Source organism: Streptomyces sp. Y309 (assembly GCF_056712025.1).
This window is the reverse complement of the sequence record NZ_CM160048.1, coordinates 376,686-398,069: the sequence shown is the minus strand read 5'-3', so window position 1 is coordinate 398,069 and position 21,384 is coordinate 376,686. Positions and strand designations below refer to the sequence as shown.

The window sequence follows — 21,384 nt, the reverse complement described above, 5'->3', positions numbered from 1 at the left end:
CCCACCGGTCAGCGCCCTTGCAGCGCCTTCACGTTGTCCCCGAACGTCCACCCCTTCGAGCCGTCCCAGTTGATCGACCAGGTCATCAGGCCCTTGAGCGCGCCGTTGTAGTGCCGCCAGGCCTGCGACACCAGGCTCGGCGACATGTGGCCGCCGCCCGCGCCGGGCTGGGCCGGGAGGCCGGGGACCTGCTTGTCGTAGGGGACCTTGATGGTCGTGCCCTGGATGACCAGGCCCTTGTTGAGGCAGTCCGTCTGGGCGGTGAAGCCCTGCACGGTGCCCGCGGAGTAGGAGTCGCCGGAGCAGCCGTACATGCTGCCGTTGTAGTACTGCATGTTGAGCCACCACAGCCGGCCGTTGTCCGCGTACTTCTTGATGACCGGCAGGTACGCGCCCCAGATGGAGCCGTACGTCACGCTGCCGCCGGTGACGTACGCCGTCTCCGGGGCCATCGTCAGGCCGAAGTTGGCGGGCATCCTGGCGAGCACGCCGTCGATGATGCGGATGAGGTTGGACTGGGACGGCGACAACTGGTTGATGTTGCCGCTGCCGACGAGGCCCGTCTCGATGTCGATGTCGATCCCGTCGAAGTTGTACTTCTTCAGGATCGGCACGACGGTCTCGACGAAGCGGTCGGCGACGGCGCTGGAGCTCAGGTCGATGCCGGCCGTCGCGCCGCCGATGGACATCAGGATCGTGGCGCCGTCGGCCTTGGCCTGGCACATCTCGGCGGGCGTCGCGACCTTCACCGTGGAGTCCATGCCGTCCTCCCACAGGACGGTCCCGTCGGAGCGGATGACGGGGAACGCCGCGTTGATCACGTTGTAGCCGTGCTGGCGGATGCGGGAATCGGTGATCGGCGTCCAGCCGAACGGCGGATGCACGCCGTTCGACGCGCCGTCCCAGTTCTCCCAGTACCCCTGGAGCACCTTGCCCGCGGGCTTCGACTTCACCGCGCAGGTGTCCGCGCGCGGCGCGCCGGACGCACCCGGCGCGCCGGACGCACCCGGCGCGCTGGGCGCGTCCGGTGCCGCGGCGGCCGGCAGTTGCGCCGCGCAGGCCAGCGCGAGGGCCGCTCCCAACAGACGTACCGTCCGACCGATCATGGCGTGCTCCCTCGGGGAGGCCTTGCTGCGGATGGGATGTGGTGCGGGTGTGATGCGGATGCGATGCGGCAGACGGTAAGTAGGTATAGACCTGTCGTCAATAGGTCTGGGCCAATGAGGAGTTGAAGCGGAACTCGGAGTTCTCGTGCGGGTGTCCGGTGCCGTCCTCGGTGTGGACGTGGCCTGCCGTCGGTGCCGCGAAGTGGCTGCCGAGCAGCAGGGTGTCGGTGTCCGCCACGGAGGCGAGCAGGGCGCGGCGGGTGCGCTCCGCGAGTGCGGGGTCGATGTCCACGCAGGATCCGATGTCCGGCCGGGGGAGCTGGACCGGGTGGTGCACGGCGTCGCCGGTGATCAGGGCGGTGCGGTCGTCGCCGCGCAGTTCGACGGCCACCTGGCCGGGGGTGTGCCCGGGTGCGGGCAACAGGCGCAGGCCCGGGGCGACTTCGGCCGGTCTGGCCGAGGCGTCCACCAGGTCGAGCAGGCCCGCGTCCCGGACGGGATGGACGGAGTCGCGGAACATCTGGCGTCGGGGCTCCTCCATGTCGGCGGACGCCCAGTGGTCCCACTCCGTGCGGGTGCTGAGGTAGCGGGCGTTGGGGAAGGTGGGCACCCAACTGCCGCCCTCCGTCCGGGTGTTCCAGCCGACGTGGTCGGCGTGCAGGTGCGTGAGGATCACCAGGTCGACGGCCTCCGGCGGGAAACCGGCCCGGGCGAGCCGGTCCAGGTAGTCGGTGTCGAGGTCGTGCCAGGCGGGGTTGGCGCGCTGCTTGCCGTTGCCGATGCCCGTGTCGACGAGGATGCGGCGGCCGCCGAGGGTGATCGCGAAGCTGTGGCTGCTGAGGCGGAGCGTGCCGGTGGCGTCGGCGAAGTCGGGGTGCAGCCAGGGGGTGCCGGTGACGACGTCCGGGGTGGCGTCGGGCAGCAGCCAGGGGCCCGTCTCGGGCGGGAGGGGCACTTCGTCGACGCGGTGGGCGGTGATGCCGCCGAGGTGCCAGGTCGCGGGGGTCATGGAGGTCCTTCCGGGGGCCGTCGCGCCCGCTGCGGAGCGACGGGGAGGGGAGGGGAGGGGAGGGGGCAGTAAAAGCAATGCCTTTGCGTTAGGAGACGGTAGGCGCTACTGTCGATTAACGCAAACGATTAGCGTTTGTGGTCGTACTCCCTGGAAGGGAACAGGCCCATGCCCCCCGAAGATCTCGCCCCCGAAGAGGCGGCCCGCTGGGCCCGCCGTGCCGGACTCCCGCTGGAGGCCGGCCGCCTGGACGCCGTGACCGCCACCGCGAACCACATCCAGGCCGTCGTCGCCACCCTCCGCGAGCTGGACTTCGGCGACGTGCCGCCCGCTTCCGCCCACGCCCTGGTGCCGGAGGTGTGCGATGCGGCCGTATGAGCTGACCCTCGCCGACGCGGCCGCGGCGATCCGCACCGGTCAGCTGTCACCCGTCGAACTCACCGACTCCGTGCTCGCGCGCGCCGAAGCCGTCGAAGGGCGGCTCGGCGCGTTCGTGGCCCTGCGGGCCGACGAGGCGCGCGCCGCGGCCGCGCGGGCGGAACAGGAGATCGCGGCGGGCCGCACGCGGGGCCCGCTGCACGGAATCCCGATGGGGCTCAAGGACCTCATCGACGTCAAGGGGCAGCCCACGACCGCCAGTTCGGCCGTGCGCGCCGACCATGTCGCGGACGCGGACAGTGCCGTCGCGGCCCGCCTCGCGGGCGCGGGCGCGGTCCTGCTCGGCAAGACCCACACCCACGAGTTCGCCTACGGTCTGACGACCCCGCAGACGCGGAACGCCTGGGACGCCGGGAGGGTCGCGGGCGGCTCCAGCGGCGGCTCGGCCGTCGCTGTCGCGGCCGGCGGGGCCACCTTCGCGCTCGGCACCGACACCGGTGGCTCCATCCGGGTCCCCGCCGCCCTCAACGGCGTCGTGGGGCTCAAGCCGACGTACGGCCTGGTGCCGCTGCACGGCGTGACCTCGCTGTCCTGGTCCCTCGACCACGTCGGCCCCGTCACCCGCACCGTCCAGGACGCCGCCCTCGTCCTGGCCGCCCTGACCGGCCACGACCCGGCGGGCACCACCGCGCCTCACCAGGGCCATCTCCCGTACCACGAGGGCGACTTGACCGGCCTGCGCGTCGGCGTCCCGCGGAACTACTACTTCGACCGCGTCGCCCCCGACGTCGAGTCCGCCGTGCGGAAGGCCATCGACGGACTGCGCGACCTCGGGGCCGAACTCGTCGACGTCGAGATCCCCATGACCCGCTACGTGCAGGCGGTCCAGTGGGGCCTGATGGTGCCCGAGGCCACCTCGTACCACGAGCGGACGCTCCGCGCGACGCCCGAACTGTACGCCCCCGACGTCCGCGTACTCCTCGAGGCGGGTGAACTCCTCCTCGCCGGGGACTACTTGCGCGCCCAGCGCGCCCGGACCCTGATGCGGCGCGCCTGGTCGCGAATGCTGGACACCGTCGACGTCGTCGCCGCGCCCACTGTGCCGCTGACCGCCGTGCCGGCGGGGCAGCAGTCCGTGCAGTGGGCCGACGGGAGCGTGGAGAGCGTGTCCGACAGCTATGTACGGCTGTCCGCTCCCGCCAACATCACCGGCGTTCCGGCCCTGACCGTGCCCGTCGGGCAGGACCGGGCGGGGCTCCCCATCGGCATGCAGCTCATCGGGCGGCCGCTGGGGGAGCGGACGGTGCTGCGGGTGGGGCGGGCGTACGAGGAGACGCGGGCGGACGTGGGGCGACTTGCCCCGGAGGCGGGGCAGGTCGCGTCCGCCGCGCCGTAGAAGCTAGAACTTAGCGTTAAGGTGATCGGCATGAGTCCCAAGCCCATGGCCCGCCCCGGCGGGCGCAGCGCCCGTGTGCAGGCGTCCGTGCACGCCGCCGTGCGCGAGCTGGAGGCCGAGCGGGGCCGCGCGACGCTGACCGTGCCGCTGGTCGCGGCGCGGGCCGGGGTCACCCCGTCGACGATCTACCGCCGCTGGGGCGACCTCCAGGAACTCCTGTCGGACGTCGCCGTGGAGCGGCTGCGCCCCGACACGGAACCGGCGGACCACGGCGGCCTGCGCGCCGACCTGACGGCCTGGGCGGAACAGTTCCTCGACGAGATGTCCTCCACCGCGGGCCGCGCCTACATCCGTGACGCGCTCCTCGGCGACCCGGACGGCGGCAACGCCGGGCAGTGCTCCGACTACGCCGCCGCCCAGGTCGACCTCGTCCTCGCCCGCGCCCGCGAGCGCGGCGAGGGCGGGATCCCGGAGCGCGAGACCGTCATGGACCACGTCGTCGCGCCGATCATGTACCGCATCCTGTTCCGCCCGGACGGCCTGTCCGAGACGTACGCGCGCGACCTGGTGAAGCAGGCACTGGACCGCCTCCCGGGCTGAACAAGGCGGCCGGAGCTCAGTGCGTCCGGCGGTAGCCGGAGGCCTCGAAGTCGAGGTGGCGGCGCTCCGGTCGCCGGACTCCTCGGTCCCCGTCCCAGCGCTCCAGCGTCATGGCGCCGTCTTCCGCCCAGCTCAGCAGGGCCGCGTGGGTGATGAGGACGGAGAAGAAGGACCAGGAATCCAGCGCGCGCCATCCGCTCGTGGCCTCGATGGCGTCGGCCGTGGTCTGCCGCGGCGCGGGGTCGGTCACCTCCCTCAGCCGCCCGCGTACCTTGAACTCCTCTCCGGGTTGGGCCGGGTCGGTGATCGGCGTCTGCAGGGTGAGCCGTGGATCGCGGTGAACGTCCCGAACCTTGTGGGTGCCGGTGATCAGGACGAGCATCAGGTGCCCGTCGACGAGATGGACCTCCACCGGACTGATCCGGGGTGTGCCGTCCGCCCGGATGGTCCCGGCGAAGACGAATCCGCCGCGCTCCAACAGCCTCTGGCCACGCGCGGCCAGCCCGGGCGCCGCGTCGGCGAAGTCTCCCCAGCGCAGGCCGGTTGCTGGGTATGCGCCGATTTGTTCACCCATGGGTCGATGCTCCCCATGCAGCCCGAGATTATGCGCGGCGTGCGTGCCGGGCCGACAGGGGAGAGGGAAGCGGGGCCGAACGGCCGAGGCTTATTGCACATATATTGCAACTACTATTGGTCGGCAGTAGGCACGGATTGAAACCGCAAGCGGAAAGAAATCCGAGACATCGAACGGCGTCGGGAGAACAGTCATGGCCGCCCCTCGGATCGTGCTCGGAATCGAGTCGTCCTGCGACGAGACGGGCGCGGGCCTCGTCCGCGACGGACGGCTGCTCGGGCACGCCGTCGCGTCGAGCATGGACGAGCACGCCCGGTTCGGCGGCGTCGTCCCCGAGATCGCCGCCCGCGCGCACGTGCACGCCCTGAACCCGGTCGTCCGCCGCGCCCTCGACCGGGCGGGCCTGCGCCTCGGCGACATCGGCGCGGTCGCCGTGACGACAGGACCGGGCCTGTCGGGCGCCCTCCAGGTCGGCCTCGCCGGGGCGAAGGGCCTGGCCTACGCCCTGGACGTCCCGCTGTACGGCGTGCACCACCTCGCCGGACACGTCGCCGCCGACACCCTGGAGCACGGCCCGCTGCCCGACCCGTGCGTGGTCCTGATCGTCTCCGGCGGTCACACCTCGCTCCTGCTCGTCCGCGACCTGGCACGCGATCCGATCACGCATCTCGGCGACACCCTGGACGACGCGGCGGGCGAGTGCTTCGACAAGGCGGCCCGCGTCTTCGGGCTGCCCTATCCCGGCGGTCCGGCCGTCGACCGGGCGGCACGCGACGGCTCGGCGGACGCCGTGGCCTTCCCGCGCCCCCTGACCGGGCCGGACGACGACCCGTACGCCTTCTCCTTCTCCGGCCTGAAGACCGCCGCCGCCCGCTGGGCCGAGCGACACGCAGACGGCGCCCTGCCGGTGGCCGACGGCGCCGCCGCGCTCCAGGAGGCCATCGCCGACGTCCTCACCCGCAAGGCCGTCGCCGCCTGCGCCGCGCACGGCGTGGACACGCTCGTCGTGGTCGGTGGCGTCGCAGCCAACTCCCGGGTGCGCGCGCTCGCCGAGGAGCGCTGCCAGGCGGCCGGGCTCACCCTGCGCGTGCCCTCGCTCGGCCTGTGCACCGACAATGGCGCGATGATCGCCGCCGTCGGGGACCTGCTGTTGCGCGCGGGCGCCGAGCCCGCGCCGCTCGACCTGTCCATCGACCCCTCGGCCCCGCTGGAGTACGCCGCGCTGCACCCCACGTCGACCGTCGCGAGGGCCGCCTGATGACCGCCGTCGTCCACCACCTGCCCGGCCCCGGCCTGCTCGCCCACCGTGATGGCATACGCGCGGTCTACGCCGCCGCGTTCGCCGAACCGCCGTGGAACGAGGAGCCCGCCGAGGCGGACGTCTACCTGGCCCGCCTCGCGGACGACGTGCACCGGCCCGGGTTCGCGGGCGCGGTGGCGCTCGACGGCGACCGGGTGGTCGGCTTCGCCACCGCCTGGACCTCCGCCACCCCGCTGCCCGGCAACCGCTCCTACCCGCACGTCACCGCCGCGCTCGGCGCCGACCGCACCACCGCGTGGCTGTGCGGCGGCCTGGAGGTCGACGAACTCGCCGTCACGCCCGGCGCGCACGGGCGCGGCCTCGGCCGTACGCTCCTCGAAGCGGTCACCCGCGACGCGCCCGGCGGCCGCAGCTGGCTGCTCACCTCCGTGAAGGCCGACGCCACCGTCCGCTTCTACGAGCGGCTCGGCTGGCGGCAGGTCACCCACCCCGCGCCGAACGGGTACGGCACCGCCGTCTTCCTCGGCTCGCACCACCCCGCACGCACCGCCACCACCTTCCCGCCTCTGTAGCCCCAGCCCCCGCAGGCCCCGTAGCCGCTGCACTCCCGTAGCCCTTTGAGCCCCCGCCCGGAGCACCCCTTGCGCACCGCCGACATCCGCACCCGCTTCCTGGACTTCTTCGCCGAGCGCGGCCACACCGTCGTACCCAGCGCCCCGCTGCCCACGCCCGACCCCACGCTGCTGTTCGTCAACGCGGGCATGGTGCCGTTCAAGCCGTATCTGACCGGTGAGACGCAGCCGCCCTGGCAGCGGGCCACCAGCGTGCAGAAGTGCGTCCGCACCCTGGACATCGAGGAGGTCGGCCGCACCAGCCGGCACGGCTCCTTCTTCCAGATGAACGGCAACTTCTCCTTCGGCGACTACTTCAAGGAAGAGGCCATCGGCTACGCCTGGGACCTGAGCACCCGCCCCGTCGCGGACGGCGGCTACGGCCTGGACCCGGCGAAGATCTGGGTGACCGTGCACCACTCCGACACCGAGTCCCGCGGCCTGTGGCGGCGCGTCGCCGACCTCCCCGACGAGCGGATCGTGGCGCGCGGCGACGAGGACAACTTCTGGCACATGGGCGTACCGGGCCCGTGCGGCCCCTCCTCCGAGCTGTACTACGACCGGGGCCCGCGCTTCGGCCTCGAGGGCGGCCCGGAAGCCGACGAGGACCGGTACATGGAATTCTGGAACCTCGTCTTCATGCAGTACGAGCGCGGCGAGGGCAGCGGCAGGACCGGCTTCCCGATCCTCGGCGAACTCCCGCGCCGCAACATCGACACCGGCATGGGCCTGGAGCGCATGGCCGCCCTGCTCCAGGGCGTGGACAACCTGTACGAGATCGACGAGACCCGGCCCGTCCTCGACCGCGCCGCCGAACTCGCCGACGTACGCTACGGCGCCGACCCCGCCGCCGACGTGCACCTGCGCGTCGTCGCCGACCACGTCCGCACCGCTTTGATGCTCCTCGCGGACGGCACCGCCCCCGGCAACGAGGGCCGCGGCTACGTGCTGCGCCGCATCCTGCGCCGCGCGGTCCGGTCGATGCGTCAACTCGGCCACGAAGACCCGTCGTTGACCGAACTCCTAGCCGTCGCCCGGACCTGCATGGCGCTGAGCTATCCCGAGGTCACCGAGGCGTACGACCGCGTCGCCGACCAGGCCGCGGGCGAGGAGGACGCCTTCCGGGCCACCCTGAAGCAGGGCACGACCGTCCTGGACACGGCCGTCACGAAGGTCAAGGCCGAGGGCGGGCGCCAACTGCCCGGCACGCAGGCCTTCCTGCTGCACGACACGTATGGCTTCCCCATCGACCTCACCCTGGAGATGGCCGCCGAGCAGGGCGTAGAGGTCGACCGCGAGGGCTTCACGGCGCTCATGCGCGAGCAGCGCGAACGGGCCCGCGCGGACGCCCGCGCCCGCAAGTCCGGCGGAACGGCGGACACTTCGGCGCTGCGGGCCGTCCTCGACGAGCACGGCCCGACCGACTGGCGCGCCTGGGACACCCTCACCACCGACTCGCGCGTGCTCGCCCTCCTCGCCCCCACGGGACCGGTGCCTGTGGCCAGCCAGGGCGACATCGTCGGCGTCGTCCTGGACCGCACGCCGTTCTACGCCGAGTCCGGCGGCCAGGACAGCGACGCCGGCGGCCTCTCCGGCGCCTCGGTGGAGGCCGACGTGCTCGACGTGCAGCGCCCGCTGCCCGGTCTCGTCGTCCACCAAGTCCGCGTCACGGCGGGCGAATTGGCCGTCGGCGGCGCCGTGCGCGCCGCCGTCGACCCCGAGTGGCGGCTCGGCGCGCGCCAGGCCCACTCCGGCACCCACGTGCTGCACGCGGCCCTGCGCGAGATCCTCGGCCCCACCGCCCTGCAGGCCGGCTCCTACAACCGCCCCGGCTATCTCCGCCTCGACTTCCCCTGGCGCGGCGGCCTGTCCGCCACCGTACGCAGCGAGGTCGAGGAGGCCGCGAACCGCGCCCTGCGCCGCGACCTGCCGGTCCACGTGCGCTGGATGACGCTGCCCGAGGCCAAGGAGATCGGCGCGCTCGCGCTGTTCGACGAGACGTACGGCGAGCAGGTGCGGGTCGTCGAGATCGGCGGCGCCTGGTCGCGCGAGCTGTGCGGCGGCACGCACGTCGAGCACGCCGCGCAGGTCGGCCTCGTCGCGCTGACCGCCGAGTCGTCCGTCGGTGCGGGCATGCGGCGCCTGGAGGCCGCCGTCGGTATCGAGGGCTTCGGCCATCTGGCCCGCGAGCGTGACCTGGTGGCGCGCATCGCCGAGCAGGTGCAGGCGCCGCGCGCCGAACTGCCCGACCGCATCGCCCAGTTGCTCGACCGGCTCAAGGCGGCCGACCGCGAGAACCAGCGGCTGCGCCAGTCCGCCCTCGCCGACCGCGCCGCCGAACTGGCCGACCGTGCCGCCGACGTGGCGGGCGCGAGCGTGGTCACCGCCACGACGGACGGCGACGCGGGCGCCGCCCGGACGCTGGCCCTCGACGTACGAGGACGGCTGTCCGCCGGGCGGCCGGGCGTGGCCGCCGTGGCCCTCACCGGCGACAAGCCGGTCCTCGTCGTGGCCGTGAACCAGGCCGGGCGCGCGGCGGGCCTGTCGGCGTCGGCCCTCGTCAAGCGGTTGCTCGGCGGGCGGGGCGGCGGCTCGGACGAGGTGGCGCAGGGCGGCGGAGTGGCGGCGGCGCAGCTCGACGCCGCGCTGGCGGGGCTCGCCGGGGTCGTGCGCGAGGAACTGGGAGCGTAGCGAAAACCGAGCCGGGCTCCGCCGCCGGTTCCCTGGGACAGATCACGGGATTACCCCCGTACGGTCGGCGGGCGAGCCAGAATTGGGGCATGTCGAGTCGAGGTCAGTTGGAGCAGCGAATCCGGGCGCTCTCCGACGAAGCTGCCGTCCGGGCGCTCACCGCAGTGGTGGAGGAACGCGGCCTGCTTCCGGACGCCGAACAATTCGCCTGGAAGGAAGCCGAGTTGAGGGAGGCCCTGGACGCCGGGGACCTGGAGGCTTATGTGCGCCCGGATCAACCGCAGGCCACGGAAGGGGAGTTGGCCCGCGCAGCGCTGGAGTACGCCGCGGCCCTGGGTGAAGACATGGCGGGCACGGTCGGCGAAGCCGTCGAGTACGCGCGGTCACCGATGGTCCGCATCGAACCCGTCGCGCTCTCGGTCACCGTCCTCGTCGTCGTACTCCTGCAGACCGAGGTCGTCGTGAAGCGGGACACGCGCGGCAGGTGGAGTTTCACCATCCACAAGCGTGCCCTGCGGGACGCGGCGCTCGGACGGGTCTTCACCGCCCTGCTCTCCCGCATCACCAGCGGCAAGTAGGCGGCGGATCAAGGCGGATTCAAGGCGGATCAAGGGCGGGGGCGAAGTGGCGGTCTCGGCGAGGGTGTCCTACCTGTGGCGCTGCGAGGACTGCGATCAGGAACGCACGGCTCCGGCGTGGCGCGTCATCGACGCCCGTGAGCGGGCCGACGTCCTGGAGGCGCCCGGCTCGGGCGTGGCGTGGGTGGACTGTCCCGGGTGCGGGGCGCGGGCGTACGTCGACGCGCCGCTCCTTGTCCTCCGCCCAGGAGCGGTGGCGCCGGTGCTGCTCGCGCTCTCCATCGCCGAACTGCGCGCCGGTCCACCGAAGTCCGGGATTCCGCTGCTGGAGGAGGCCGAACGGGCCGGGGCCTTCGGCGACGACGGCTTCGCCCCGGCGATCCCCCTGCCGCGCAGGCTGCTGCCGGTCGTCCTGGCCCGCGACCTCGGCCGGGACCTGACGGACCCCGAGGCGGCATGCCGGGAGCTGCGGCCGGAAGGGGAGCCGACGGTCGACAACTACCGGACGTTCCTCGGGTATCTCGCGGCGCAGCACGACAACACCCGCATGAGCGAGCTGCTGCGCGCCGTGGCGACGAGCATGCCCGACCAACTCGACGAACTCCTGCGAACACACCCGGAGTTGACCAACGACACGAAGGTGCGCGACGCAGGCCGTGAGGAACTGCGCGCGGTCGAAGGCACGCCGTTCGCGTCGGTGCTGGAGCGGCGGCAGCGACTCCTGGAGGACCTGTGTGACGGCCGCACGTCGCAGGAGGTGGCGGTGCGGCGCTACTTCGACTCCCTGAGCCGGTTCGGCGGCGATCTGCGCGCGCGGCTTCAGGAGTTGTACGTGACGGCCTTCGACACGGACGGCCCCGCGTGCATTCCGGCCGCCCGCGAGGCCATGGCCCTCGCCGCCGACCTCGGCGAGGAGGAGAGGGAGACCGAACTCGCCGCCAGGCTCGGCGAACGCCTGGTGGTCGCCGCCCGCGCCGGGCTCGACGCCGACCTGGCCGAGGCCCGCCACGTCCTCGAACACGCGCTGAGCCGGCTGACCGAGGGCACCCTGCAGTGGGTGGAGGTGGCGAACAACCTCGCCAACGCGCACTACTTCCGCGACGACGGCGACCGCCTTGAGGTCTGGGAGGCCGCCCGCGACCTGCTGGCGCGCGCGAGCCGACTCGACCGCCAGGAGCACCCCGAGTTCTGGGCACGGATCCAGACCAACTACGGACTGCTGCTCGCGGAGCGGCCGGGCGGCGGCCCCGCGGACCTCACCCTCGGCATCGACCGCATCACGGCCGGCCTCGAGGAACGGTCCCCGGAGCGCTCCACGGTCAACTGGGCCTACTCCATGCTCAACCTCGGTCTGCTGCTGTACCGCCGCGGCGAACCCGAGGACCTGCGAGAAGCCGAGCGATGCTACCGGGACGCTCTCCACCACCTCGATCCTGAGGACAATCCCACCCTGTGGTCACAGGCACAGTGCAACCTCGCCCACCTGCTGCTGTCCCGCGAGCCCGCGGACGCCCACGGCGCCAGAGCGGCGGCCACCGCGGCGCTCGACCTGGCCGCGACGCGCCCCGGCCTCCTCAACACCGGCCGCGTCCTGTGGCTGCTGGCCCAGGCCGGCGACCACCTCGAAGGACCGGACAGCGCCGAGAGCATCCGGCTGCGCCGCGACGCCCTGGCCGCCACACCGCCCGCCGTCTCACCCTCTATCCACCTCAACATCGCCCGGGAACTGGTCAACTCCTATGCCGCGGCGGAACGCTGGACGGAGGCGGCCGACGTCGCGGCGGACATGCTGACCGCCGTGAACGCGCTCTTCGACGCCCAGGTCACGGTCGCGAGCCGCCGAAGCGTGCTGGTACAGGTGGATCGGCTCGCCCGCTGGACCGCCTACCTGCTGGCGCGGGCCGGCCGTCCCGAACGCGCGGTGGAAGCCCTCGAACGGGGGCTGGCATGTGAGCTCTCAGTGGTGGCCGGACGGGGAGCGGTCGACCTGGAGGCGCTCGATCGCGTCGATCCCGTCATGGCCCAGCGCTACCGGCACACGCGCGCCCGCTACGGGTCCGCGATCGCCGAACCGTCCGCCACGCCGCCCGGCGGGCTCGCCCCCGCGGCGCGCGCCCAGGCCGAGGCCGAACGCGCCTTGCGCACCGTGGTCGAGGAGATCCGGGCGATCCCCGGCTTCGAGGACTTCCTGCGCACCACGGAACTGCGGGACATCGTCCGGGCCGCCGGCGGGCTGCCCCTCGCGTACCTGGTCAACGCACCGTGGGGCAGCTATGTGCTGACGATCCCCGACGCGCGGTGCGCCGTACGGGCCGTACACGTCCCGGAGGTGAGCAGCGTGACCCTCCTCCGCCTCCTGGTCGTGGACCCGGACGACGAGACCGCGGGGCTGTGGCTCGTGCAGCAGGCCTCGACACTGCGGCGCCGACGCCGGCTCCCGGCGGCCCTGGAGCGCCTCGGCGCGCTGGAGCCGCTCGTGCGCCCGCTCGCGCAGCTCCTCGCGGACGACGCGCGACACGAGGCGGTCGTCGTCCCCACCGGCCTGCTGGGCCTGGTCCCCCTGCACGCCGTGCCGCTCGGACCGAAGACGGAGGACGTGCTCGATGACATCGGCACCCTGACCGCCGCCCCCTCCGCCGCGGTGTACGCCGCTTCCCGCGCCCGAGCCGGGCGCCGACCGGAAACGGCGCCGCGCCTGGTGGCCGTCACCGACCCCGACGGTTCACTGCCCGGCAGCCGCAGCGAACTCGCAGAGATCCGGGCCCTGTTCGAGTCCTGGGGGAAGACCAGCTGCGCCGTGGGCGCCGATGCCACCGTGGACTGGGTGCTCGAGCATCTCGCCGAGGCGTCGTATCTGCACCTGAGCTGTCACGGCAGCGCGGGATCCGACAGCCGGGGCGGCTCGCTGGCGCTCGCCGACGGCCGCCTGGACATGGACACCCTGGTGCGGCACCAACTGCCCGGCTGCAGACTGACGGTGGCCAGCGCCTGCCAGTCGGGTCACTACGGCATCATCGAGGCTCCCGACGAGTTCCTCGGGCTCCCGGCCGGGTTCCTCCAGGCGGGCGCCGCCTGCGCGGTGACCAGCCTGTGGCAGGTGGACGACATGGCGACCGCCGTGCTGATGACGTGCTTCTACGAACTCCTCGCCGACGCCGATGCCGACGCCCACGCCCCGGTGCCGGCGCTGCGCCGATCGCGCCGGTGGCTGCGTCGTCTCACGTGGGACGAGCTCGCGCGGTACACGGACTCCCACCGGCATCTGGCCGACCTGATCCGGCCGTACGCCGCCCACGCGACGTCGGGGGACGAGCGCCCCTTCGCCTCGCCCCTCTACTGGGGTGCGTTCACAGCATGGGGAGCGTGAGCGGCCGCCAGGAGGCAGGGGCCGCCGGTTGCCCGCATGCGGGAAGGCCCCGCCCTATCCGGGGGACAGGGTGCGGTACCGGGCGCTCTCGGCGAGGAGTTCCCCGTGGCGCCCCGTCGCCACCACCCGCCCCCTGTCCAGCACCACGATCACGTCCGCCTCCCGCACGGTGGACACCCGGTGCGCGATCACCAGCAGCGCGCACTCCTTCGCCGTCTCCCGGATCGACCTGCGCAGCGCTGCCTCGTTCACGGCGTCCAGATGCGCCGTGGGCTCGTCCAGCAGGAGCAGCTGGGGCCGGGCCAGCAGGGCGCGGGCGATCGCGATCCGCTGGCGTTCGCCGCCGGACAGCGCGACGCCCTGCTCGCCGGCATCGGTGTCCAGGCCGCGTGGCAGCCGGGCGACAAGATCGGTCAGCTGTGCCAGCTCCATGGCCCGCCGCAACTCGCTCTCGTCCGCGTCCGGCGCGGCGTACATCAGGTTCTCCCGGAGTGTCCCGTGCAGCACGGGGCAGTGCTGCTCGACCAGCCCGATCCGTGCGCGGTGTGCGTGCCGTTGTACGTCGCGCACGTCCTGGCCGTCGAAGAGGACGAGCCCGCGGTCCGGGTCGTAGAACCGCTCGGTGAGGGCGAAGACGGTGGACTTGCCCGCGCCCGAGAGCCCCACCAGTGCCACATGCCCGCGCCGCGGCACATCGAAGGTGGCCCCGCGCAGCACCGGCCGGTGTGGCTCGTAGCCGAACCACACGTCGCGGAACTGCAGCAGCGGGCCCTCGGCGGGGGCCGGAGCCCTGCGGGGGACCTCGCCCGATTCCGGCTCTCCTTCCAGCTCCAGGACTTCGGTGATCCGGCGCAGCGCCCCGGAGCCCTGCTGCACGTTGCTCACCGCTTGGAACACGGCGCCGATCGGCTCGACCAGATACAGCATGTAGAGCAGGAAGGCGGCCAGGTCCGCGACCGAGCCGCCCGCCGCGACCCGGGTGCCGCCGATCAGGAGCACCGCCAGGAACGAGCCGTGGACGGCGAGTTCGACGGCCGGGGCGACCACCGCGTCCAGCCGCCCCACCCGCACTCCGGCCGCGTAGGCGGCGCGGGCCTGCTCGCCGATCCTGGCCGCCTCGCGGCGTTCGGCCCGGCTGGCCCGCACCGTGCGCAGCGCGACCAGGGCTCGCTCCAGGTCGGCGGTCATGGTGCCGGTGGCCTGCTGGGCCGCGAGGGAGGCGCCCTCGATCCGGCGCAGCGCCGTGGTCAGCAGCGCGGCGCCGAGCACGATCATGCCGAGGACGACCAGGAAGAGCAGCCAGTCCAGCCAGACCATCAGCGCGACCACCCCGAGCAGCCCGATGCTCCCCGTCACCGCGTCGGTGAAGCCCTCCGCGATGAGCAGCCGCAGCGCGGTGCTGTCCGTGCCGGTACGGGAGATGAGGTCGCCGGTGCGGTGCCGGTCGAGGGTGCGCAACGGCAGCCGCAGCAGCCGGTCGACGAGGTTGAGCCGCACCCCCAGCACCACTCCCTCCCCGGTGCGCACCATCACGTACCGCCCCACCGCCTGCACCAGCGCCTGGGCGAGGAAGAGCGCCACCAGCAGCGCCACCGTGCCCGCGACGGCCGAGCCCGCGCCCGCCGCCTGGATCACCTCCTTCACCACGAGCGGCTGCGCGAGGCCGAGCGCGGAGCCGGCCAGGGTCAGCGCCGCGGCGGCGCAGATCCCGCGCCGGTGCCCGCGCAGCACCCGGTAGACCTCGCGGAGGCCCGAGCGGGTCATGGCGCTCAGGCCACGGTCGCTCACGCGGTCGCTCGTGGCATGGTCGCTCGGGGCGCGGTCACTCATGGCGCGGTCGCTCATGGCAGGGTCGCTCACGGCACGGTGAAGAACGGTCGGAAGTAGTCCGCCGGGTGGTCCTCGCCGACCGGTACGCCCTCGGCCTCCACCCACGCGTGCGCCCCGAACGGCGGCAGCCGCCGCGCTCCCACGCACCACACCGGCCACTGCCCGTGCGCCCGGCACAGCAGCGCCGTGGCCAGCGAGCGGGTCAGGCAGCCCTCGGGCCCGGTGCAGGCGAGGCTGACCGCGGTCACCGTCTCCCGGGCCGCCGCGGCATCGGCGTGCGAGGCGGCCCGGGCACCGCGCCGCACCCGGTCGAGGACGGCCCGGAGCCGCCGGGGCGGCAGGTGGGCCAGCGCGCGGGCGCAGCCCACGGCGAGCCGGGCCAGCAGCCGGCGTGGCAGCGGCACCGAGCGCGGCCGGTGCCCGATCGTCTGCGGAGTGCTCACCCGGGCACCTCCTCAACTCTCGCGAGACCGGCGGCGTCCAGCGCCTCGACGAGTTCGCCGACGTCCGCGCGGGCGCTGTCGGCGTCCACGTCGTACTCGTCCGTCAGACGCTCGACGGCCAGCTCCTGCGTCCCGCCGTCGAGCAGCGTGCGGAGCACCAGCGCGCCTGTTCCGTTGAGATTCCAGTACTGCCCGGTGTCCTCGTCGAGCAGGGCGATTCCGTAGTCGGTGTCGGCGCGGGACACGCCGTCGCGCAGCTTCAACATGGGCTCTTCGCCTCCCGGTTGAGGGTGGCGGCCGCCCGCTCCCTGGCGCGCAGCCAGACTTCGCAGGCCACCGCCTGGTAGAGCGCGCCGTGCAGGTCGCGCCCGTGCTCCTGAAGGGGGCGGGCGCACAGCGTGCGCAGCGCGGCGGCATCAACCAGGCCGAGCCGGGCCAGCCTGGAGTCCTCCCACAGGGCGAGGAGTTCATCCCGGTGCGTCCGCAGCGCCCCGTCCAGGTCGCAGGTGCCGGCGGACTTGCTCTGCCGGGCCAGGCTCACCTCGGGTACGGCGCCCCGCATCCCCTCCAGGAGCAGCGGCTTGTACCGCCATGGCGTGCGCTTCTCCTCGGGGCGCACGGCGAGCGCGGCGTCCAGCACCCGGTCGTCGTAGTACGGCGCGGCCAGCCGGACGCCCGTACGGGCCGCGAGCTGCCCGATGGGCCGCAGTGGGCGGGCCGCGTTCCGGATCCCCTCCAGGTCGTCGTGGATCCCGCGGCGCCCGGCGAGCAGCTCGGCGTCCGGTGCCGCGTCCCGGATCAGTGCGCGTACGGCGTCCGTGGCGTCCCCGGTCGCCCACGGCGGCATCCGCGGCACCGGCCCCCAGTCGAGCGTCGGCGCGTCCTCGGACGGCGCGGGAGCGGTGAGCAGTTCCGCCGCGGCGTCCAGCCAGCGGCCGTACGAGCGGGTGTCGCACAGCTGCCGCAGCACCTCGCGGCGCGACCAGCGGTAGCACGCGGTGAAGCCCCGAAGCTGCCGGACGGCCTCAAGGGGGCGGTGGCGCAGGAGAGTTCGCAGGTGGCTGGTGGCGGCGCCGAGCACCTCGTCGCCGCCGAAGCCGGTCAGGTGCACGGCTGAGCCGTGTGCCGCGGCCCGGCGGGCGAGGGCCAGCCACCGCGCCGAGTCGGCGATCACACCGCACGGCTCGTCGAACGGCTCGTCCATGCCCGGCAGCCCGTGGTAGATCAACGGCATCTCGGCGGCCGGTACGACGTGGTGCTCGATGCCGCCCACGGCCGCCGCGGTGCGCACCGCCCACTCCACGTCGTCGTCGAGCGGGTCGGGACTGGCAGCGGTGAGGGCCACCACCCGAGTACGGCCTGCCGCCAGGCAGCACACCGAGGTGGAGTCGAGGCCGCTGAGGTCCCCGCTGACGAGCTGCTGACCCGCGGTACGGGCGGCCACGGCCGCTTCGAGGGCCGCCCGCACCGCGCGGGCTCCCTCGGCGAGCGTGAGGTCCGGCGGGGGCGGGGTCCAGCGGGGGACGGAGCGCGCCCGGCCGCCGCGGTCGAGCAGCACACAGTGGTCCGGCGGCACGAAGGTCACGTCGCGCCATACGGGGCGGTCGGTGAGGGGGTGCAGCAGCGGGGGGTCCAGGAGGTGGAACGCGAGCTGTGCGCGGTCGAGTTCGCCCCCGCTGCCGCTGCCGCTGCCGCTGCCGCTGCCGCTGCCGCTGCCGCTGCCGCTGCCGCTGCCGCCGCCGCTGCCGCTGCCGCCGCTGGCCCCGGCCCTGGCCCCGCTTCCCGTGAGGAACGCAAGGACGTCGGCCCGGTCCGCGGCCACCGCGATGCCGTCGACCTCGGCCGTGTACACCCGCCGGAGCCCGCTCAGCGCCCCCTGCACCCGCACCTGCCCGCCCACGGACGCGACCAGGTGGAAGCTCCCGGCCAGCCCCGACGCGTACGCCCCCGCCTCCGCGCCCGCCACGATCCGCCCCGCGATCCGGTCCAGCTCGCCCCCGGTGACGGCGTGCTGCCCGAACAACGCGACCTTGGCGTCCCGCCCTTGCCCCAGGGCCATCCCGTCCCGGCCCGCCCCGAGCAGCCACGGCCGCCCGGAGGGGTGCGGGACCCCGTACTCCGCGTACTCGCGCAGCCGCGCCCCGGCCGCCCCGGCCGCCGCGCAGTCCGGAAGCACCACGAACCACACGGGTACTGCGGCGAGTTCGGCCCGTCCGGCCCCTCCGACCGACCGGTGGCGGGCGTCGCCGTCCGCCACCGGTTGTCCGTCTGGTTGTCCGGTCAACTTGGGCTCCGTTCTCCGTCAGACGTCGTCAGACGTCGTCAGACGCCGTCAGACGTCGCAACGTCAGCGGAGGATGCTGTGCTGTCCGAGGAAGTCAGGGGGGCCGTAGCGCTTGAGGGCCATCCCGGTGACCTTCCAGAAGCTCCCTGCCGCCGTCAGCGTGGGGCGCTCGTAGGCACGCATCGTGATACACCTCCTCCCGCACCGCGAGTCGGAGATATGCCGGCCGACCCGAGGCCTGCAACTGTGGGGGGACAGGCCCACATGGCCTCGCGGGCGGACCTCGGGGCCCATGCCCTCACGACCTCATAGCCGCAATTCCAGGCTAGTCCTGTGACTGATGGGGCGCACCTGCGGTGGCACAAGGCGTCCGGGCTCAGCGCACCGGGAAGCCGAAGGAGTAGCCCTGCTCCTTGAGCCGGGGGAGGAGCCGGCGCAGGGCCTCCAGGGTCTGGGTGCGGTCGCCGCCCGCGTCGTGGAAGAGGAGCGTCGGTCCGTTGGGTAGTTCCCGCTCGACGGTGGCGACGATGGCGTCGGTGCCCGGACGTTCGAAGTCCTTGCTGTCGACGTTCCAGCCCAGCGGGCGCATGCCCAGGGAAGCGGCGAGCTTGCGGCTGTACGGGGTGAAAGCCCCGCCGGGCGCGCGGTAGTACATCGGCCGTACGCCCCCGGACGCTTTGGTGATCATGCGTTCGGCGTCGACTATCTGCCGCGACTGGTAGGTCCGGGAATCCTTGTCCATGGCGGTGTTGTGCGACACCGAGTGGTCGCACAGCCGGTGCCCGGCCGCGACCACCTTCTTCACGAGGTCCGGGTGGGCCTGCGCCTGCGTGCCCACCATGCAGAACGTGGCCTTCACCCCGTACTGGCGCAGCAGGTCGAGCACTTGAGGGGTCCACACGGGGTCGGGGGCCGTCGTCGATGGTGATGTTGACGCCGCGCTTGCCCGCGTCCGAGGCGTGCGCGATGGTCGCCGCGACCGGCTTGACGTCACTGCCCGGCGTGGCCGGCGCGGTCTCTTTCGGTGCCGGGTCGTCCGTGGCGCCGGCCTGCCGCGGTCCACACCGAGGCGCCGGTGGCGAGCATCGTCACCCCGATCGCCGCCCCGAGCACCTTGCCGTACCAGCCCCGCCCGCCGCCGTGCCGTGCCATGTCCGCCCCTTTTCACGCAGTCCCTCGCCGATCCTCGGTCGCTCTGCGACCACTTGGCAGGATGAGGGGCGGCGGCCAGGGGATGCGTCTGTTACCGATCACGGACAATTCCGGGTTCAGTCGGTGATGTACCAATCGTTCTTGAGGTACTCCAGGGCGTAGCTGCCGAGGTCGCTTTCGGAGAGGGCGGCGGATGCCCTGACCGCTTCGACCGGCATCTCGACCTTGCCGGCTCGACCTTGCCGGGCGTGCTCACCGCGACGCGCTGTGGGTCGACCGTCGCGGTCTTCAGGGCCTCAGAGCCTCAGAATCTCTCCGTCGGCCCGTTCGCGTCGAGCACGTAGTAGCGGAGGCGGTCGTCGGGTGATTGCGGGGCGCTGACCTGCATGGCCTTGTAACGCCCGCCGGTCAGGCCGGTGACGGTCACGGTGACCGGGTACTGGACCTGCCTGCCGTTCGCGCAGCTGGGCTCGCAGATCACGTGCCACCCGCGCCCGGTGGCGCGGGCGGTGGGCCTGCCCCAGTCCGACCACGCCAGGCCCTGGAGCCCGGCCTTTCCGTCGCCGCATGCGAGCAGCAACTCGCCGGGTCTGTTCAGGGTCCGGCCCCCGCAGTCGGCGATCGCCGCCGGCCGCGTGCTCGGCCGCGCATCGGCCGTCGTGGGGGCCTGGCGGGACGGCTCGGTGACCGTCGAGGGCTCGGGGGCGGGAGGCTTGGTCGGCTCGTTGGTCGGTTCCCTGGCGGGCTCCGGGGGTGCCTTGGTGGTCGGGTCCGCCGTCTCTTCCTCTTCCGCGGCCGTCCGCTGCACCGTCTTGGTGGCCCGTGGGGGATCGGCCGTGGTGCGGTCGCCGCCGTCGCGTCCGGGGTCCAGGACGGTGACGGCTGTGGCGACGCCCAGCGAGAGTGCGACGACCGCTCCCGCGGCAAGGGCCCAGCCGCGTCGGGACGGCGCGGGTTCCGATGCCGGGCCGGACGGACGTCCCGGAGCGGCCGCGGAGTCGGAACGTCCCGGAGTGGCCGGGGAGTCGATGACGACCGCCCCGGCGGCCTCCCGGTCGCTCGTGCGGCTCGCCAACTCGTCCTGAAGCCGGGCGATCTCGGCCTGCTGCGCCGCGATCAGCTCGTGTACCTCGAGCGGCCAGGGACGGGCGGAGGGCGAGAGCCGGCCGATCTCTTCGAGGAGCTGGGCCGGACTCGGCCGCTCGCTCGGGTCCTTGGCCAGGCAACGGGTGACGACGGGGCGGATCCTCTCCGGGAGCCCGCTGAGATCGGGGTCGGTGTGCACCACGTTGTACAGGGTCTGCGGCGTGGACGGCCCGGCGAACGGGCACTTGCCCGTGCACGCCATCACCAGCACCGTCCCCAGGGAGAACACATCGCTGGCCGAGCCGAGCGGCTGCCCTTGGGCCTGCTCCGGGGACATGAAGCCGGGGGAGCCGACCAGCCAGCCCGAGTGGGTCAGCTCGGTGCCGCCTTCGCTGTCGGTCGCCCGTGCGATGCCGAAGTCGATCACCCTGGGGCCGTCGTCGGCGAGCAGCACATTGGACGGCTTCAGATCCCGGTGCACAAGGCCGGCCCGGTGGATGTCGAGCAGGGCGGAGGCCAGCCCCGCGGCCATGCGCAGCACCGCTTCCTCCGGCAGCGCGCCGAGGGCCGTCACCGCTTGCTGAAGCGAAGGGCCCGGGACGAACTCCGATGTCAGCCACGGCTCGGGCGCGTCGGCGTCGGCGTCGATCACCGCCGAGGTGTACGCGCCGGACACCTTGCGGGAGGCGTCCACCTCGCGGCGGAACCGGGCCCGGAAGCCGTCGTCCTCGACGAACTGGCTGCGCACCTGCTTCAGCGCGACGAGTCGGCCGTCCGGGGCGCTGCTCAGCAAGACGCGCCCCATCCCGCCGCGGCCCAGCTCCGCGATGGTCCGATAGCGCCCGACTTCCTCTGGATCACTCGCTGTTAATCGCTCCACTGTGTCCCCTCGCATCGGACAGGCCGCTCAACGGACCGGACGAACCAACGGAGAGAGAGTGTGAAGCGTCCGGTGAACCCCGGACAAGATGTCGCTGAACCTCGGAGGGCCGCGCAGTCGGGTGTGGACTTACTAGGA

17 protein-coding genes and 1 pseudogene are annotated in these 21,384 nt (G+C 73.4%); 8 read left to right on the top strand and 10 right to left on the bottom strand.

Translation table 11 applies throughout. The annotated features are described in order from the left end of the window. Positions 1 to 8 precede the first annotated feature (8 nt). On the bottom strand, positions 9 to 1,106 hold the full coding sequence (locus AC0KTA_RS01690) for a chitinase (RefSeq protein ID WP_481053283.1): 1,098 nt from the start codon (positions 1,104 to 1,106) through the stop codon (positions 9 to 11). 97 nt (positions 1,107 to 1,203) lie between these two features. Continuing rightward, complete coding sequence (locus AC0KTA_RS01685) at positions 1,204 to 2,115, bottom strand: MBL fold metallo-hydrolase (RefSeq protein ID WP_481053282.1); 912 nt, start codon at positions 2,113 to 2,115, stop codon at positions 1,204 to 1,206. A 168-nt stretch (positions 2,116 to 2,283) separates the two neighbouring features. Between AC0KTA_RS01685 and AC0KTA_RS01680 the strand changes: the two genes are divergently transcribed. From AC0KTA_RS01680 to AC0KTA_RS01670, 3 genes are read left to right on the top strand one after another with little or no spacing between them, the layout of a single operon-like run. Continuing rightward, the gene (locus AC0KTA_RS01680; protein WP_481053281.1) at positions 2,284 to 2,493 is read left to right on the top strand and encodes a hypothetical protein; all 210 of its coding nucleotides are present in this window, start codon (positions 2,284 to 2,286) and stop codon (positions 2,491 to 2,493) included. Next, positions 2,480 to 3,889, top strand: a complete 1,410-nt coding sequence (locus AC0KTA_RS01675; RefSeq protein ID WP_481053280.1) for an amidase — start codon at positions 2,480 to 2,482, stop codon at positions 3,887 to 3,889. Before AC0KTA_RS01680 ends, AC0KTA_RS01675 begins: the two co-directional genes overlap by 14 nt. A gap of 30 nt (positions 3,890 to 3,919) precedes the next feature. Beyond that, positions 3,920 to 4,489, top strand: a complete 570-nt coding sequence (locus AC0KTA_RS01670; protein ID WP_481053279.1) for a TetR/AcrR family transcriptional regulator — start codon at positions 3,920 to 3,922, stop codon at positions 4,487 to 4,489. Positions 4,490 to 4,505: 16 nt separating this feature from the next. Here the strand turns inward: AC0KTA_RS01670 and AC0KTA_RS01665 are convergent, their stop codons facing one another. Further along, entirely contained in the window at positions 4,506 to 5,063 is a 558-nt protein-coding gene (locus AC0KTA_RS01665) for a pyridoxamine 5'-phosphate oxidase family protein (protein ID WP_481053278.1), read from the bottom strand. Between the two features lie 193 nt (positions 5,064 to 5,256). Here AC0KTA_RS01665 and tsaD point away from each other — a divergent pair, with 193 nt between their 5' ends. The 5 genes from tsaD (at position 5,257) to AC0KTA_RS01640 (ending at position 13,571) form a co-directional block, all read left to right on the top strand. Next, positions 5,257 to 6,321 (top strand): tRNA (adenosine(37)-N6)-threonylcarbamoyltransferase complex transferase subunit TsaD, encoded by a 1,065-nt coding sequence (gene tsaD / locus AC0KTA_RS01660; RefSeq protein WP_481053277.1) that lies wholly within the window; start codon positions 5,257 to 5,259, stop codon positions 6,319 to 6,321. After that, positions 6,321 to 6,896 (top strand): N-acetyltransferase family protein, encoded by a 576-nt coding sequence (locus tag AC0KTA_RS01655; RefSeq protein ID WP_481053276.1) that lies wholly within the window; start codon positions 6,321 to 6,323, stop codon positions 6,894 to 6,896. Before tsaD ends, AC0KTA_RS01655 begins: the two co-directional genes overlap by 1 nt. 69 nt (positions 6,897 to 6,965) lie before the next feature. Next, positions 6,966 to 9,626, top strand: coding sequence for an alanine--tRNA ligase (gene alaS, locus AC0KTA_RS01650; protein ID WP_481053275.1), 2,661 nt, complete (start codon positions 6,966 to 6,968; stop codon positions 9,624 to 9,626). An 89-nt stretch (positions 9,627 to 9,715) separates the two neighbouring features. Next, positions 9,716 to 10,204, top strand: a complete 489-nt coding sequence (locus AC0KTA_RS01645) for a hypothetical protein (RefSeq protein ID WP_481053274.1) — start codon at positions 9,716 to 9,718, stop codon at positions 10,202 to 10,204. 46 nt (positions 10,205 to 10,250) lie between these two features. After that, entirely contained in the window at positions 10,251 to 13,571 is a 3,321-nt protein-coding gene (locus AC0KTA_RS01640) for a CHAT domain-containing protein (RefSeq protein WP_481053273.1), read from the top strand. 54 nt (positions 13,572 to 13,625) lie between these two features. On the opposite strand, the gene AC0KTA_RS01635 is transcribed toward AC0KTA_RS01640, so the two are convergent. From AC0KTA_RS01635 to AC0KTA_RS01605, 7 genes and pseudogenes are all read right to left on the bottom strand, one after another. Continuing rightward, entirely contained in the window at positions 13,626 to 15,431 is a 1,806-nt protein-coding gene (locus AC0KTA_RS01635; RefSeq protein WP_481053272.1) for an ABC transporter ATP-binding protein, read from the bottom strand. Beyond that, entirely contained in the window at positions 15,428 to 15,844 is a 417-nt protein-coding gene (locus tag AC0KTA_RS01630; RefSeq protein ID WP_481053271.1) for a lasso peptide biosynthesis B2 protein, read from the bottom strand. The genes AC0KTA_RS01635 and AC0KTA_RS01630 overlap by 4 nt, the downstream gene beginning before the upstream one ends. Beyond that, entirely contained in the window at positions 15,841 to 16,110 is a 270-nt protein-coding gene (locus AC0KTA_RS01625) for a lasso peptide biosynthesis PqqD family chaperone (RefSeq protein WP_481053270.1), read from the bottom strand. Before AC0KTA_RS01625 ends, AC0KTA_RS01630 begins: the two co-directional genes overlap by 4 nt. Next, positions 16,104 to 18,128 carry an asparagine synthase-related protein gene (locus AC0KTA_RS01620; RefSeq protein WP_481053269.1) on the bottom strand — a complete coding sequence of 675 codons (2,025 nt, stop codon included), beginning with the start codon at positions 18,126 to 18,128 and terminating at the stop codon, positions 16,104 to 16,106. The genes AC0KTA_RS01625 and AC0KTA_RS01620 overlap by 7 nt, the downstream gene beginning before the upstream one ends. Before the next feature lie 63 nt (positions 18,129 to 18,191). Further along, positions 18,192 to 18,311, bottom strand: coding sequence for a keywimysin-related RiPP (locus tag AC0KTA_RS01615; RefSeq protein WP_481053268.1), 120 nt, complete (start codon positions 18,309 to 18,311; stop codon positions 18,192 to 18,194). Positions 18,312 to 18,504: 193 nt separating this feature from the next. Further along, positions 18,505 to 19,280: pseudogene (locus AC0KTA_RS01610) on the bottom strand (polysaccharide deacetylase family protein). Between the two features lie 304 nt (positions 19,281 to 19,584). Continuing rightward, the gene (locus tag AC0KTA_RS01605) at positions 19,585 to 21,261 is read right to left on the bottom strand and encodes a serine/threonine-protein kinase (protein WP_481053267.1); all 1,677 of its coding nucleotides are present in this window, start codon (positions 21,259 to 21,261) and stop codon (positions 19,585 to 19,587) included. Between the last annotated feature and the right edge of the window lie 123 nt (positions 21,262 to 21,384).

Excerpts from the sequence above, each read along its gene's own strand:
- AC0KTA_RS01675 (WP_481053280.1), top strand. The coding sequence starts at position 2,480 with ATGCGGCCGTATGAGCTGACCCTCGCCGACGCGGCCGCGGCGATCCGC.
- AC0KTA_RS01690 (WP_481053283.1), bottom strand. The coding sequence starts at position 1,106 with ATGATCGGTCGGACGGTACGTCTGTTGGGAGCGGCCCTCGCGCTGGCC.
- AC0KTA_RS01655 (WP_481053276.1), top strand. The coding sequence starts at position 6,321 with ATGACCGCCGTCGTCCACCACCTGCCCGGCCCCGGCCTGCTCGCCCAC.
- AC0KTA_RS01625 (WP_481053270.1), bottom strand. The coding sequence starts at position 16,110 with ATGTTGAAGCTGCGCGACGGCGTGTCCCGCGCCGACACCGACTACGGA.
- AC0KTA_RS01615 (WP_481053268.1), bottom strand. The coding sequence starts at position 18,311 with ATGCGTGCCTACGAGCGCCCCACGCTGACGGCGGCAGGGAGCTTCTGG.
- AC0KTA_RS01685 (WP_481053282.1), bottom strand. The coding sequence starts at position 2,115 with ATGACCCCCGCGACCTGGCACCTCGGCGGCATCACCGCCCACCGCGTC.
- AC0KTA_RS01665 (WP_481053278.1), bottom strand. The coding sequence starts at position 5,063 with ATGGGTGAACAAATCGGCGCATACCCAGCAACCGGCCTGCGCTGGGGA.
- AC0KTA_RS01605 (WP_481053267.1), bottom strand. The coding sequence starts at position 21,261 with ATGCGAGGGGACACAGTGGAGCGATTAACAGCGAGTGATCCAGAGGAA.
- AC0KTA_RS01680 (WP_481053281.1), top strand. The coding sequence starts at position 2,284 with ATGCCCCCCGAAGATCTCGCCCCCGAAGAGGCGGCCCGCTGGGCCCGC.
- AC0KTA_RS01645 (WP_481053274.1), top strand. The coding sequence starts at position 9,716 with ATGTCGAGTCGAGGTCAGTTGGAGCAGCGAATCCGGGCGCTCTCCGAC.
- tsaD (WP_481053277.1), top strand. The coding sequence starts at position 5,257 with ATGGCCGCCCCTCGGATCGTGCTCGGAATCGAGTCGTCCTGCGACGAG.
- AC0KTA_RS01670 (WP_481053279.1), top strand. The coding sequence starts at position 3,920 with ATGAGTCCCAAGCCCATGGCCCGCCCCGGCGGGCGCAGCGCCCGTGTG.